This is a genomic window from Streptomyces minutiscleroticus, assembly GCF_014650875.1.
GTDB classification, from domain to species: domain Bacteria; phylum Actinomycetota; class Actinomycetes; order Streptomycetales; family Streptomycetaceae; genus Streptomyces; species Streptomyces minutiscleroticus.
In genome coordinates this window covers 34,830-48,316 of sequence record NZ_BMVU01000049.1, presented here as the reverse complement: position 1 = coordinate 48,316, position 13,487 = coordinate 34,830, and the positions used below count along the sequence as shown (strand labels likewise).

Sequence of the window (13,487 nt, the reverse complement as noted above, 5' to 3'; positions counted from 1 at the left end):
ATGGCCCGGCTCGCCGGCTGCCGCCGCCTGCACCGCCGCTACGAACGCAAGGCGGAACACTTCCTGGCCTTCACCAGCATCGCCTGCACCCTCATCTACTATCGCCGACTCACCAATTGAGATGACCTCTTAGGACTGGGAACAGAACGAGGTGCTTCCTGCTCGGCAATGAGGGGATGTCAGTTCTCGTTGCCGGGCTGAGGGCGGCTGCGGCCGAAACGCATGGTGGGGGCTACGGGACAGGCGGCTTACTGGGCGGTTCCCAGCCGCGTGTGAGGATGTCGAAGATTGCCTCGACGGCGGCTCGACGGTCTTGCCGACCACGAGCGAGGGCCGGGATGTCGAGTACGAATCGAGCAAGAGCCATACAGGCGAGGTCGTCGTGGTCCACGCCGACCTCGTCGGCGATGGCTGCGCCGAGGCTGTCGGTGTACCGGGTCCACATGCGTTCGGCGTACGCGCGCAGCACCGGCGTGGACTCCACCAGGTTGGTGAACGCGGCCGCCTGAGGATGCGCCTCGATTGAGGGCCAGGTGTCGAGGACGTGCTGTCGGAGGGCGTCGAGGATGCTCTGACCGCAGGGTCGCTCCCGCACCGCGGCGATCAGTTCTGACTCACGGTCCTGGTCCTGGTCGAATACCAGCGCTTCCTTACCGCTGAAGTGCTTGAACACCGTAGCGGTCGACACGTCGGCGGCGTCGGCGATGTCACGGATGCCTACTTGATCGTAGCCATGCTCCAGAAAGAGCTGCAGTGCGGCGTCGGCGATTGCCTGCCGGGTGGCTGCCTTTTTGCGGTCTCGGCGACTGACGGGGGGCACGGTCATGGCTAGAGCCTATCCGATAGTCAAACACACCTCCAAGTAGAATCGTTGCACTTTTAGGCTCGTTCTGATTTTATGAGGTTGTGAGCACCTGAGCGGCACGTCCTTGCCAGCACGGCCATCGCCTGCACCGCACCGCCCGTCAAGAGGATGCGCGGGGCACCTCCATGACCGAGGCGACCTCTGAGTGCCGCCGCCCGCTCTGTTCGCCCGATGACCCCTCTTCGCCGACCGAATGGAACAACCATGAAGTCCCCAGAACCCGCCAACGCCAGCATCAGCATCATCGGCGCCGGACCCGGCGGACTGACCTGCGCACGCATCCTCCAGCAGCGCGGCATCCCGGTCACCGTCTACGACCGCGACCCGGGCCCCGACTCCCGCAACCAGGGCGGCACCCTCGACCTGCACGCTGACAACGGCCAGGTCGCCCTGCGCGAAGCCGGCCTGCTCGACGAGTTCTTCGCCCTCGCCCGTCCCGAAGGGCAGGAAATGCGCCAGATGGACCCGACCGGCGCGATCACGTTCCACCAAGTCCCGGCGGCCGACGAACTCTTCAAGCCGGAAATCGACCGCGGCCAGTTGCGCAACTTGTTGCTCGACTCCCTGGAGACGGGAACTGTGCACTGGGGCCGCTCCCTCGACACGATCAGCGGACCCGCCGATGGGCCGCGGCAATTGCACTTCGCCGACGGTACGAGCATCGAGACCGATCTGGTCATCGGCGCCGACGGCGCCTTCTCCCGGGTACGCCCGGCCGTGTCCCCCGCCGTCCCCGAGTACACCGGGATCAGCTTCCTGGAAGCACGGTTCTCCGACGTCGACGACCGACACACCGAGATTGCCGAGCTGGTCGGTTCGGGCAGCGCGCACGCAGCTGATGGCGAACGCAGCCTGTTCGCCCAGCGCAACAGCGGAAACCACATCCGCGTCTACATCATCCAACGCGTTCCGGTCGACTGGATCAGCGCCAATGGGCTGACCGCCGAGGACACCCATGGCATCCGCGCCGTGCTACGCGACGAGTACGCCCACTGGTCGCCCCGCATGCGCCAGATGATCACTGAAAACGACGGCCCCTACATCCACCGCCCGATCCTCGCCCTCCCTGTCCCGCACACCTGGGACCACAACCCGACAGTGACCCTGCTCGGCGACGCCGCCCACCTCATGCCCCCGCTCGGCGTCGGCGTCAACCTCGCCATGCTCGACGCCAGCGAACTCGCCCTCGCCCTCGCGAACGCGGCCACTGTGGACGACGCCATCCGCGCCTACGAGAAGACCATGCTCCCCCGCTCCACCGAGACGGCCAAGGCCCTCGAACATGGCACCGAACACCTGCTGTCCGCCGGAGTACCCGACTTCGGCCGCGACAACGACGCCCAGCCTTAGAAGTGGAACGGGGTCTTCAGCCGGCGCCAGCAGATGACGGCGCAGCCCAAGGTAACGAAGGCTCGGTGGATGTCGTCGCGGATCTCACAGCGAATGCGCAGGCGCCGGAACCAGTGCAGGAGCGCGATCGCACCCTCCACGACCCAGCGGTAGACCCCGAGGCCCGAACCGTGTTGGGTGTAGCTCCTGGCTCATACAAGATTTTCGTGGGCGTTGATCGTCCACAAGTCTTCGGTGATGTCCTGGGGTGGTGTGCGTCGGGAGTGTGCGACGAGCAGGACGCGCTTGCGTAGGAGGCGGATGCCAGCGCGGCCTGCCATCTGCCTTTTGATCATTTTCAGGTCCGTGATCCTGCCCTCGGCGACGCCCGAGCTGTAGGGCAGGGTCACGGCCGCGGTGACCGCGTCGAGGTCGTCGAGCAGCCCGGCGGCGAAGCTGCGTAGTTGGGGAATGCCGCAGATGCGGGTCCGGCGGATCCAGTCGTCGAGCCGCGCGGGGTGCTGTGTGTCGAAGACGGTCGCGAAGGCCCGGATGAGCTGGTGGACGGTGTGCAGCTCCGGACAACGTTGGAGGAGATCCTTGACGAACACGCGCTGGTCCTCGGTCAGGTGGTCGGGGCGGCGCATCAGCAGCCGGGAGACCTCGAAGGCGCTGCGGGCCGGAGCTGGCGGAGGCAGGCCCGTATCGAGGGCGTCGCGGTGTCTGGTCACGTAAAGGCGGACGGTTGCCTCGCTGCCGCCGAAACCCCGCGCGGCGAGCTCGCGGAACAATGCGGCGACGTTGTGCTCGCCTTCGCTCCACCGGCGGTGGAGATGTCCCTGGTAGGGCGTGAGGATGCCGACGCGTTGAGGCCAGACGGGGGCCGCCTGCTGCCAGGTGTCCGTGCGGGCCAGACGGCGGATCACATTGCGGTCCAGGTCCAGGTCCAGGTGGCGGGCGATGGCGCGCAGTGCCATGCCCTGCGCCAGAAGCCGGTGCACCTCGGTGTGGTTGCGGCGGACCCGGGCGGCTGTGCGGCCGCCGAGGTGACGCGGCGCGGTGGTGTGCGCTGCGGGGTCGGGCAGGCAGCGGCGGTGGGCCGCGACGACTTCGTAGACCTTGCGGCCAAGCCCCTGCCACAGATGGAAGCGGTCGCTGACCTGCACAATCGCTGGGGAGGCGGCGGTGATGGCGCCGCGGTGGACCGCGGAGCCGTCCCGGCAGACGGTACTCACCTGCGGGTGCGCACGCAGCCAGCCGGTCACCGGTTCGCCCTCGCGGCTGTCCCAGGCGTCCAGCGGCAGCCGGCTCTCCACGTCGACCAGGAGCGTGCCGTATCGGTGGGACCGGCGCGGGGCGAAGTCGTCCACGGCAGCCACCTTCACCGGTGGTGGCGTCGGGTCTGGCAGTCTCATCAAGGAGCCGAGCAGGGCCGCCCAGCTCAGCTGCTGATGCAGACAGCGCAAGAGCCGGGCACCAGCCGTGCCGGCCAGGACCGTGACCACGGCGATGACGATTGCCTGCAAGCCGGGGTGCGGCGCTGATGGCGCCTGGTCAGCCCGTCGACCTGCTCGACGAACGTGACCTTCACACACTGGGGGTTTTCGCAGTACAGGCGACGCACCGATAGGTCGATGCGCACCGGCCGCCCGCCAACGGCCTCGTCCGCGACATGCCGCACGTACCGGCTGTGTTCCCAGCCCGCCACCATCCCGCACCCCGGGCAGGCCACCGGGCCGTCCCGCGTGTGCGCAGTGATGACCAGCACGCCATCGATCGCATCGACCGACTCAGCCACAACTGCTACCAGATGAGGCAGCAGCAGTAACAACGTCTCGTCACACAGCCCCAGCGTCCCGCCGAACCCGCCCGGTGTCACCCCTCAGGAACGCGGACGATCAACGCCCACGAAAATCTTGTATGAGCCAGGAGCTACACCCATCTGCATCAGCCATTCCACCGGCGGGATCGCTGGGCCAGGCCGACGATCGGGCCCGCCGGGTGTTCTTGAGCCAGCAGCAACGTCACCGTGCCGAACTGCGGCGGCAAGCTCCAGGTGGTATGCATCCGCTTCACCATGCCCACCGGTTACACCTGGTCACGAATCGGGCAGCGAGCCGTGGTGCCGAAGGAGGACACCCGTAGTCGTCGGGTCGACGTCCTTGGCGCGCAGATCGTCGGCATGGAGCCGGACCTGCTCTGGCAGCGCACCGACGGCAGGATCGACGCCGCCGTGCTGCTGGACTTCGTCTGCGTCCGCCTGGCGGGCCTGAGCGGTGGCGCGGGCGTGCTGGACCTGGCCGCCGACGGCGTCGGGGTCGATTCCATCCCGCTCTGGTGCCGCGGGCGTCCGTGCACCGTCGTCCTGGACAACGCCTCCGCACACGTGGCCAAGGCGTTCAGGGGCCGCCGTCGACAGCTCGCGAAGATCGGAGTGGAGCTGTTCTACCTGCCGTCCTGCAGTCCGGAGTCGAACGACATCGAGCTGGTCCGACGGCAGGCGAAGTACGAGGACTACCCACAACGCACCCAGACCAGCACCGACGACATCGGCCAGGCCGTCGACGAGGCCCTGACCCGCCGACGCAACCGGATCCGCACATCAGCAGAGAACTTCACCCAAGCCGCTTAGCAGTTGCTGGCCAGCGTCCGAGTAGGCAGCCGCCGGGAGCGCTCCGTGCGAGCAACGGGTCGGCCCGTGGATCGGGACCGCCCGCTCGTGAAGACGCTTCTTCGAGTCGTGATAGGAACGGCGTGTGGTCGATGCGCAGATTGACGTGGTGGTCGCGGACGACCAGGAGCTGGTGCGGGCCGGATTCCGCCTGATCCTGGACGCGCAGCCGGACATCACCGTGGTGGGCGAGGCAGCCGACGGCGTCGAGTGCATCGCTCTGGCACGCCGTTTGGGGCCACAGGTGGTGCTGGCCGACATCCGTATGCCTCATCTGGACGGACTGGAGGTGACCCGCCAGTTGGCGGGGCCGGATGCGCGTGACCCGTTTAACGTGGTGGTCATCACGACGTTCGATCAGGACGACTACGTGCGCGACGCGCTGCGCAACGGTGCCTGTGGTTTCCTGCTGAAGGACGCCTCGCCCGCCCTGCTGGTGGAAGCGGTCCGTGCGGCGGCCCGCGGGGACGCGCTGGTGTCGCCGGCGGTGACCGTGCGGCTGCTGAAGCAGATGGATCACGTGACGCGCCAGGATGCGGTCACCGAGCGCGCCGCTTCTTTCGCGTTGAGTGAGCGGGAACTGGAGATCGTGCGGTTGGTCGCGGTGGGGCGTACCAACCAGGAGATCTGCGGTGACCTGTTCCTGTCCCTGTCGTCGGTCAAGACGTATCTGGGGCGGATCCAGGCCAAGCTCGGCGCTCGTAATCGTGTCGAGGTGGCGGCGTGGGCGTGGGAGCACGGAGTGGTCCGGCCCCGTCCCTGAACGGGTCTCGCCGACGGGTGGTCACAGCGGTGCAGTGTCCGGTGTCCGGAGCGGAAGGGGCAGGGCGGCCCTGAGCTGCCAGCCTCCGTGGGTGACAGGGCCGGCGGTGAAGGTCCCGTCCAGGGCCTCGACCCGCTCCTGCAGGCCGATCAGGCCGAACCCGCTCTTCCCGCCCGCGGGCGTGGAGTGATGGCCGGGCGAGGCGGTGTTGATGACCGTGACGTGCAGCCATGTGTCGTCGGCGTCCAGGCGGACGGTCACCTGGGCCCGGGGGGCGTGCCGGCGGGCGTTGGTGAGGGCTTCCTGCACGACCCGGTAGACGGAGATCTCCAGTTCGGGACTGAGTGAGGCGGTGCGGGCGGCGACGGTGGCCTCCAGCCGTGCCTGCTCTTCGGGTGCGCCGGCGACGGCGGTGGCGCAGTAGGTGGTGACGAGCCGGGCGAGTTCGCTCAGCAGGTCACCAGGGCGCAGTGCGGTGTGGTTGTCCTCGCGCAGCACGCGCACGAGCCGGCGCATGGAGTCCAGGGTCTCGGTACCGGAGCGGGCGATGGCCCGCAGGATGGGTTCGACCTTCTCGGGCGCGGTGGCGTGGATGGTCGCGGCCGCGTTGGCCTGGACGATGATCCCGGTCATGTGGTGGGCGATGAGGTCGTGCAGGTCCCGGGCCAGTGCCAGGCGCTCGGCCTGGCGGACGTCCTGGATGGCGCGCCGGCGACGCAGCTCGACGGTCCGGATGACGCAGCCGAGGGCCACGCACACGGTGGCGGTCACGGTGAGGACGTAGCTCCCCACCACGAGGGCATCGGCGGTGCGGGGCCGCAGGGTGGTCAGCAGGGCCGCCAGCCCCAGGCCCGTCGCGCACAGGGCCGCTGTGGCGGTGCGCGGGACCTGGCCGATCACGCGGATCATCGTGAGCAGCAAGGCTGCGCATTCCAGGGCACCGATCGAGGCGTGCTGCTGCGGAGTGATCAAGCACCACACGGTGACGGTCATCGACAGCGTGATCATCACCGGTACGCGGACGAGCAGCGACGGACCCCGTTGCGTGGTGGCCAGCCCGACCACCAGGGCGGGGCCGGTAATTAGAGCCGGTACCCAGTTGGTCACCGGGCGCCAGGGATCGGGGCTTGCGCCGAGCAGACCGAGGTCGGCGAGCCAGTTCAGGGCGAAGACGAGCACGACAGCGCCCGCGACGAGGCGCTTGACAGCCGGAGTAAATGGAATTTCCCAATCCACGGGGTCAGCCTAAGGACGAGCGCCCGCCTGTCGCTGTCGGCCGAATGGCCGACAGCGCTCGCACATCCGAGGCCGAATGGCCGACGCCTGTCGTGAAGGTGGCGCCTGATCATGGATGAGCGGCAGCCGGGACTACCCCCGTACCGGGTGCCGTGCCTCTCCGTCAGTGAGGACGAGGGGGTTGGGCCTCTCCGACCCGGTTGCTCGACCTGACGCCCACGGTGTGCGTGCAGCGAGGCACGCACAGGACGAGAGGTCTCCGGCCGTGTGGGAACGTGCGCGGCCGGGCGCGTGTCACTTGCCCGTGGGGACGAGGCCGGTGCGCGCTGCGGGGTCCTGGGGAGGCTGAGCTGCTCTGCAGGACCCCGCGCTCATCACATGTCCGGCGTCCCTCCTCTGTATCGGAGTCTGCATACCCCATGGCCACTTTCCTGCACAGGGTCGGCCGCTTCGCCTTCGGGCGGCGCTGGCTGGTCCTCCTCCTGTGGGCTGTCGCCCTCGGCGTGGTCGGTGCCGCCGCCAGCAGCAGCAGCGGCACCGCCGACAGCGAAGTCAGCGTGCCCCGGACCGAGTCCCAGAAGGCGTTCGACCTGCTGTCGGAGAAGTTCCCCGCCGCCAACGCCGACGGCGCCAGTGCCCGGGTGGTGCTGCGCGCACCGGACGGGGAGAAGATCACCGCAGCGTCCGCGCGCGAGGACGTCGCCGGCGTGCTGGGGGACCTGAAGGACTCCTCGAGCCGGGTCGCCTTCGTCAGTGATCCGTTCACCGACCGGACCGTGAGCGCCGACGGCACCACCGCCTACGCCCAGGTCACCTACCAGGCCAAGGCCACCGACCTCACCGATGCCGACCACGACCGGTTCGAGGCGGCCCTGGAAGACGGCCGCGGGACGGGCCTGACGGTGGAGGCGTCGGGCAGCGCCCTGGCCCCGACGGAGACGAGCCATGCCGCCGAGGTCATCGGGTTCGCGCTGGCCGCCGTCATCCTGGTCGTCACCTTCGGCTCGCTCGCCGCCGCCGGCATACCGCTGGTGACCGCCGTGCTCGGCGTCGCCATCACCCTGGCCGCCATCACCGCCCTGACGGCGGCCTTCGACCTGAACGGCAACACGTCCGCGCTGGCCACCATGCTGGGCATCGCGGTCGGCATCGACTACGCCCTGTTCATCGTCTCCCGGTACCGCTCCGAACGCGCCGCGGGCCACGGGGCGCGGGAGGCGGCAGCGCGCGCCAACGGCACCGCCGGCTCGGCCGTCGTCTTCGCCGGCATCACCGTCGTCATCGCGCTGGCCGGCCTCGCCGTGGTCGACATGCCGATCCTGACCTCCATGGGCCTGGCCGCCGCAGGAGCCGTGATCATCGCGGTCCTGGTCGCCATCACCGTGGTTCCCGCGCTGCTCGGATTCGCCCCCGAGCGGGTCCTCGGCCGGGCAGGCCGCCGCACAGCCTCCTGCGCGGCCGGTGCGGACAACGCCCAGCACGGCGGTACCGCCACGGGCAAGGCGCCCCTGGGCCGCCGCTGGGTCGAGGCCGTACTGCGCAAGCCGCTCAAGGCAGCGGTCATCTCGGTGGTCGCGCTCGGCGTCGTCGCCCTGCCCGCCACCCAGCTGGAACTCGGCCTGCCCGACGACGGCTCCCAGGCCACCTCGTCCACGCAGCGCAAGGCCTACGACATGCTGGCCGAGTCCTTCGGAGCGGGCTTCAACGGCCCGCTGACCATCGCCGTCACCGACGACGAGGCGGCCACCGCCAAGGACGGCGCCGAGCAGATGCAGTCGTCCCTGGGCGCCCTGGCGGACGTCGCGGCGGTGGCACCCGCCGCGTTCAACCCGGCCGGCGACACCGCCATCATCAACGTCATCCCCAAGAGCGCCCCCACCAGCAGCGCCACCAAGACCCTGGTGACCGACATCCGGCAGCTGGCCGACCGCGTGGAGCAGAAAACCGGCGCGCAGAGCCTGGTCACCGGCCAGACGGCCTCGAACATCGACGTCTCGGACAAGTTCGACGCCGCGCTCGCGCCGTACCTGCTGCTCGTCCTCGGACTGGCCTTCCTGGTCCTGATCCTGGTCTTCCGCTCCATCCTGGTGCCCCTCAAGGCGGCGCTCGGCTTCATCCTGTCGGTGCTCGCCTCGTTCGGCGCCTTGGTGGCCGTCTTCCAGTGGGGCTGGCTGAAGGACCTCTTCGGCCTGGAGCAGACCGGCCCGATCATGAGCCTGATGCCCATCCTCACCGTCGGCATCGTCTTCGGGCTCGCGATGGACTACCAGGTCTTCCTCGTCACCCGCATGCGCGAGGCCTACGTCCACGGCGCCGACCCCCGCACCGCCATCGTCGAGGGCTTCCAGCACAGCGCGCGCGTGGTCACCGTCGCCGCCCTCATCATGATCAGCGTGTTCGCCGGGTTCATCGGCACCCACGACGCCATGATCAAGGCCCTCGGCTTCGGCCTCGCCATCGCCGTCGCCTTCGACGCCTTCGTGGTCCGCATGACCCTCGTCCCGGCGGTCCTCGCGCTGCTCGGGAAGAGGGCGTGGACGCTGCCCCGCTGGATCGACCGCTTCCTGCCCCACGTCGACATCGAAGGCGAGAAGCTCGGCCAGACCGCCCCGACGCTGCCGCCCCAGGCAGCCGCGCCGACCTCCCCCACCCAGTACAGCGACCACCGCTGATTCCCCGGGTCCCGCACCGGCCAGGTGCGGGACCCCTCCCTCATTCCCCGCTCCCGCCCCGGCCGCCGCAGGAGCCTCGTGGTTGGTCCGCCGCCGCCCCTAGGCGCCGCACACATCGCACGGAGGCCCCATGCGTAAAGGCACCTTCCTCGCCATCGCCGCCGTCCTCGGCCTCTCAGAGGGCGTTGCGGCCCAGTTCGGTTTCGTGCCGGGCGTCGAGGCGCGGCGCCCGCCCAGGGGCGTCGGCCGTGGTGCCTGCCCGGCAGATGCCGGACAGGCACCCTTCGTGCTCCGGCTCCCGCGATGCCCAGCGGCGTCGCCCGCCCCAAGTCCCGGCGAATCTCCCGTCACACCCGCCGCAGCCCGAACCGCATGACGTCGATCACCCCCGCCGTACTCACCCTGGAGCGGCACCGCTGAAGGGGCTCCTTACCTTCATGGCGGCCCGCTTCTCCTCCCGCACCGGCAGCGTGGCCAGCACTTCGCGCACGGGAGCGGTCGCGCCGGGGCCGGGCTCGCGCACGGGCGCGGCAGTGGCGTGGCCGGCCGGGACCAGCAGGGCAAGAGCGGCCGCGGTGCTCCTCGGCCGTCTGCGTGACGACGAGGGCGGGTCGGTTCCGGCGGCGGTATCGGATTCCGGTCTCGCGAGCTGGGCCAGCGGCCTGACCTGCGGGTCTGATGGTATCCGGCTTTCCGGCGTGCTGGTCCGCCTCTTCACACCAGTAGATCACCGACCTGTTCGGCGGGTGCAGCACAGGAGTCGGGGCAGGGCCTGTGGGAGTTCCCCGCACGCGCGCCGAGGTGAACGGGTCACTACCGGGGCGTCGTCCGCGCCCGCGTGCGCTTCCAGTGGACAGGCACTGGGGAGCGCACGTGGGCACGGAACCGTGCTGCCGTTCCGGCGGGTGACCGGGCCCGGCGGCCCGGCCCCGGCCGAAACGGCGGCCTACTGCTTTCAGGCCACGGCGGCCTCGGTCCGGCAGGTGGTGTCGTGCCCGTCGGCCATCATCGCGACCAGGTTCAGCCGGGCCCGGGATATGCGGGAGCGCACGGTGCCCACCGGACACCGGGCCACTTCCGCGGCCTCCGCGTACGGCAGTCCGTACAGCTGCGTGAGCACGAACGCCTCACGCCGGTCGCGCGGCAGGGAGTCGACCAACTGCATGAGGGCGACGCCCTCCTCGAAGCCCGGCAGGCCGGTCGGCTGGGCACGCTCGGCGGCGTCCTCCCAGTCGGTGGTGCCGACCGTCCGCGGGCGGCGGGCCGCGAGGCGCAGGCTGTCGGCGACCACCCGGCGGGCGATCGACAGCAGCCAGACGCGAGCCGAGGAATGGCCCTCGAACCGGTGCAGTGCGGTCAGCGCCCGCAGGAACGTGTCCTGGGCGAGGTCGTCGGCGGCCTGCGCGTCGTCCGCGAGGTACGCCACGTAGCGGCGCACGTCCCGTTGGAGTGCGCGGACGAAGCGGTCGACCGCTTCGCTGTCGCCGTCGGCGGCGGCGAGCGCCCAATCGGTGACCGTCTCGTCGGTCACGGTGGGCAGGGCAGTGCTCATCGTCCCGTGGTCCTTCCTCGAAGAACCCGCACGGCGGCACCGAATCGAGGAGAGCGGTTCCGAAAGGTCGTCGGCCGCCGTACGGGTGGGGAGATCCGTCCGCGCGGACGCGCGCACGGGAGACCGCCGCCGCGCGGAGGCGGCAGCGGTGTTCCGGCTGTCAGAGGACAGCGATCTCTCCGGGAGGCCCCCGGGTGGTGAGGGCGTGGACGAGCAGGAGCTGCCGCAGACGCCGCCGGGCCCGCGGGGCGGGCCGGAAGGCGGGCGGACGTGGCAGCGGTACGAAGACGGCGAGTACGAGCCGTAGCGGTACGAACACGCGGTCTGCGCCGGCCCGCACCAGCGCGAAGACCGCGCGTTCTCCCTGGGCCAGCCACAGTCCGCACAGGAGGGCGGCCAGCAGGTGGGCGGCGAGCATGCCCCACGAGGCAGTACCCGTCATATGGACCATGTCGCGCATGCCTGCCATCCATGGCATGTCAGTCATGGCGGTCATGTCATGACCAGAGGAGGTCATGGCGCCGGCGTCGTGCCCGGGTACATGGTGCATGCGCTGCAGCAGACCGGCCTGCACCGCGATGTCGTACGCTCGGGCCGCCTCCGCCGGGGTCGGGTCCGTACCGCAGAGCAGGTACCTGGCCCACTCCTGAACGCTCTGCGTGCTGGAGGCCGTCGACGCGGACGGCCGTTGCCCGCCGGACTGCGCGAGCGTGAAAGCGACGTGGAGAGCCGTCTGTACGGCGACGGTCAGACCGACCACCGTGCGGCGCCGGCGCTCCTGGCCACCGAGGGCCCAGCCGACGACACCGACCACGGCGGCGCCGGCCGAAAGCACCCACCAGGGCACTCCCGCACCGGACATGAGCATGTGACTGGCGGCGGCGAGCACGACACAGACGGCCGCGAACATCGCGGCCCGCAGGACACGCAGCGTTCCGCCGGCAGACATGAATCTCAATCCTGGCATCCGGCGGACGGGGCCAGGCACGCGGGGCGGCCTCGGCCCACTGCCCACCGTCCGGGGCGTACGACAAGCGTGCTGCTCGCTCGGGCCCGTCTTGGCCCGGCTCGGGCACGGCGCGGCCTCGACGGTCGGCACGGCGGCCGCGGTGTGCGTGGCGAGTCCGCTGCTCGCGCCGGCCCTGGGCTTCCTGCCGCGGGCGGCCGCGGGGGCAGCCGACATCGCCGACGGGCTGCCGCCCGGTGATCGTCGGCATCCTGGTCACGGCGGCCGCGGGCCCAGGTCAGGGCGGCGCCGCGCACGCGGCGGCGCTGGTGCAGGAGGTGCGTGCGTCGGCGTTCCTGACCGCCCGGCGGGCCATCGACGCCGCACCGTGCGCAAACACCGCCCTGCTGTCACCGCTCAACACATCGAACGTGGTCGAGGCCACCGCAATGAGACAGAACCGGTCGAGGGCCCCACCCGACACCCGAGCGGGATTCGGCGCGACCGGCCGTCGGTATGCGCCACGCGGAGCGTGTCGGCCGTTCCCGAACGACGCCGTGGGAACTCAACCGCCACGGGGACCGACTACTGCATCGTCGGCATCAACCGAATCCACGCACCACGGCCCTGCCGGGCCAGGTACTCGACGAACTCAGGAGGCACTGCCTTGGAACGCAGAAGTTTTCTCCACCGGACGACAGCGGCGGGCGCGGCCACCCTGGCCGGAGGCACACTGGCCGCAACAGCCACCAGCGGCGGGCGAGCCGTGGCCGCACCTCGGCGTGAGGGAGCGCTGCGCGTCGACATCGTGATGTTCGACGGGGTCGAGGAGTTGGACTGCATCGCTCCCTACGGGGTCTTCTCGAACGCCGGGGACGAGGTCGCGGTCCGCTACGTCACCACGGGACGCCCCGGACTGGTCCGTGCTGCCCACGGCACCGGGTTCCAGGTCGAGCACCGGTGGTCCCCGGAGCAGGCTGACGTGATCGTGGTGCCGGGAGGCGGATACGCACGCCGGGAAGGCGGTGTGTGGGCGGAGATCGAGCGCGGCGTCCTGCCGCGGGCGCTCGCCGCCGCACCCAGGAGGGGGCTGACGATCAGTTCGGTCTGCTCGGGGGCGATGCTGTTGTCCGCAGCAGGGTTGACGAAGGGACGTCCCTGTACCACCCACCACCTGGCGAAGGCGGATCTGGAAGCGCAGGGCGGCATCCTCAAGGACGCCCGCGTCGTCGACGACGGCGATCTCGTCACCGCCGGAGGTATCACCTCGGGGCTCGAGCTGGGCCTGTGGCTGCTCAATCGCGAACTCGGCTCGGACGCCGCCCTGGCGGTGGAGAAGACGCTGGAGTACGAGACTCGCGGGACTGTCCGGACAGGGCGGTAGCCAGCATCCGGACGGTCGGCCGAAAGCCTTGCTCGACGCCGGCCGTCGCCGCACACACCCACCACTAGC

General features: G+C 70.3%; 12 protein-coding genes and 2 pseudogenes. 6 read left to right on the top strand and 8 right to left on the bottom strand.

Features of this window, described 5'->3' with window-relative positions; genetic code table 11:
- Window positions 1-120 (top strand): annotated as a pseudogene (locus IE271_RS32235) (IS5/IS1182 family transposase); the annotation flags it as partial.
- Between the two features lie 112 nt (window positions 121-232).
- Here the strand turns inward: IE271_RS32235 and IE271_RS32230 are convergent.
- Window positions 233-826 carry a TetR/AcrR family transcriptional regulator gene (locus IE271_RS32230; RefSeq protein WP_190194033.1) on the bottom strand — a complete coding sequence of 198 codons (594 nt, stop codon included), beginning with the start codon at window positions 824-826 and terminating at the stop codon, window positions 233-235.
- 243 nt (window positions 827-1,069) lie between these two features.
- On the opposite strand from IE271_RS32230, the gene IE271_RS32225 reads away from it, so the two are divergent.
- Complete coding sequence (locus IE271_RS32225; RefSeq protein ID WP_190194032.1) at window positions 1,070-2,215, top strand: FAD-dependent oxidoreductase; 1,146 nt, start codon at window positions 1,070-1,072, stop codon at window positions 2,213-2,215.
- Here the strand turns inward: IE271_RS32225 and IE271_RS42480 are convergent.
- The 4 genes and pseudogenes from IE271_RS42480 to IE271_RS32210 form a co-directional block, all read right to left on the bottom strand.
- Window positions 2,212-2,406, bottom strand: a pseudogene (locus IE271_RS42480) (IS5/IS1182 family transposase); the annotation flags it as partial. The gene IE271_RS32225 and the pseudogene IE271_RS42480 sit on opposite strands and share 4 nt — an antisense overlap.
- Window positions 2,407-3,699 carry an ISL3 family transposase gene (locus IE271_RS32220; protein WP_190194031.1) on the bottom strand — a complete coding sequence of 431 codons (1,293 nt, stop codon included), beginning with the start codon at window positions 3,697-3,699 and terminating at the stop codon, window positions 2,407-2,409.
- Window positions 3,636-3,992: a transposase family protein gene (locus IE271_RS32215; protein ID WP_190194030.1), complete on the bottom strand. Its 357-nt coding sequence runs from the start codon at window positions 3,990-3,992 to the stop codon at window positions 3,636-3,638. Before IE271_RS32215 ends, IE271_RS32220 begins: the two co-directional genes overlap by 64 nt.
- 149 nt (window positions 3,993-4,141) lie before the next feature.
- Entirely contained in the window at window positions 4,142-4,279 is a 138-nt protein-coding gene (locus IE271_RS32210; protein WP_229919689.1) for a hypothetical protein, read from the bottom strand.
- Here IE271_RS32210 and IE271_RS32205 point away from each other — a divergent pair.
- Window positions 4,272-4,826: a transposase gene (locus tag IE271_RS32205; RefSeq protein ID WP_190194029.1), complete on the top strand. Its 555-nt coding sequence runs from the start codon at window positions 4,272-4,274 to the stop codon at window positions 4,824-4,826. The two genes, IE271_RS32210 and IE271_RS32205, sit on opposite strands and share 8 nt — an antisense overlap.
- 124 nt (window positions 4,827-4,950) lie before the next feature.
- On the top strand, window positions 4,951-5,628 hold the full coding sequence (locus IE271_RS32200; protein ID WP_190194028.1) for a response regulator: 678 nt from the start codon (window positions 4,951-4,953) through the stop codon (window positions 5,626-5,628).
- Between the two features lie 21 nt (window positions 5,629-5,649).
- Here the strand turns inward: IE271_RS32200 and IE271_RS32195 are convergent, their stop codons facing one another.
- Window positions 5,650-6,864, bottom strand: a complete 1,215-nt coding sequence (locus IE271_RS32195; RefSeq protein ID WP_190194027.1) for a sensor histidine kinase — start codon at window positions 6,862-6,864, stop codon at window positions 5,650-5,652.
- Window positions 6,865-7,283: 419 nt separating this feature from the next.
- Between IE271_RS32195 and IE271_RS32190 the strand changes: the two genes are divergently transcribed.
- Window positions 7,284-9,536 carry an MMPL family transporter gene (locus tag IE271_RS32190; protein ID WP_190194026.1) on the top strand — a complete coding sequence of 751 codons (2,253 nt, stop codon included), beginning with the start codon at window positions 7,284-7,286 and terminating at the stop codon, window positions 9,534-9,536.
- 955 nt (window positions 9,537-10,491) lie between these two features.
- Here IE271_RS32190 and IE271_RS32180 read toward each other — a convergent pair.
- Window positions 10,492-11,088, bottom strand: a complete 597-nt coding sequence (locus tag IE271_RS32180; RefSeq protein ID WP_190194025.1) for a sigma-70 family RNA polymerase sigma factor — start codon at window positions 11,086-11,088, stop codon at window positions 10,492-10,494.
- Between the two features lie 160 nt (window positions 11,089-11,248).
- Complete coding sequence (locus tag IE271_RS32175) at window positions 11,249-12,037, bottom strand: hypothetical protein (RefSeq protein WP_190194024.1); 789 nt, start codon at window positions 12,035-12,037, stop codon at window positions 11,249-11,251.
- Between the two features lie 664 nt (window positions 12,038-12,701).
- On the opposite strand from IE271_RS32175, the gene IE271_RS32170 reads away from it, so the two are divergent.
- The gene (locus tag IE271_RS32170; protein ID WP_190194023.1) at window positions 12,702-13,418 is read left to right on the top strand and encodes a DJ-1/PfpI family protein; all 717 of its coding nucleotides are present in this window, start codon (window positions 12,702-12,704) and stop codon (window positions 13,416-13,418) included.
- Window positions 13,419-13,487 lie beyond the last annotated feature (69 nt).

What these genes read in the sequence shown, in the direction of transcription:
- IE271_RS32230 (WP_190194033.1), bottom strand. Translation starts at nt 826, where the DNA reads ATGACCGTGCCCCCCGTCAGTCGCCGAGACCGCAAAAAGGCAGCCACC.
- IE271_RS32205 (WP_190194029.1), top strand. Translation starts at nt 4,272, where the DNA reads ATGCCCACCGGTTACACCTGGTCACGAATCGGGCAGCGAGCCGTGGTG.
- IE271_RS32225 (WP_190194032.1), top strand. Translation starts at nt 1,070, where the DNA reads ATGAAGTCCCCAGAACCCGCCAACGCCAGCATCAGCATCATCGGCGCC.
- IE271_RS32190 (WP_190194026.1), top strand. Translation starts at nt 7,284, where the DNA reads ATGGCCACTTTCCTGCACAGGGTCGGCCGCTTCGCCTTCGGGCGGCGC.
- IE271_RS32180 (WP_190194025.1), bottom strand. Translation starts at nt 11,088, where the DNA reads ATGAGCACTGCCCTGCCCACCGTGACCGACGAGACGGTCACCGATTGG.
- IE271_RS32175 (WP_190194024.1), bottom strand. Translation starts at nt 12,037, where the DNA reads ATGTCTGCCGGCGGAACGCTGCGTGTCCTGCGGGCCGCGATGTTCGCG.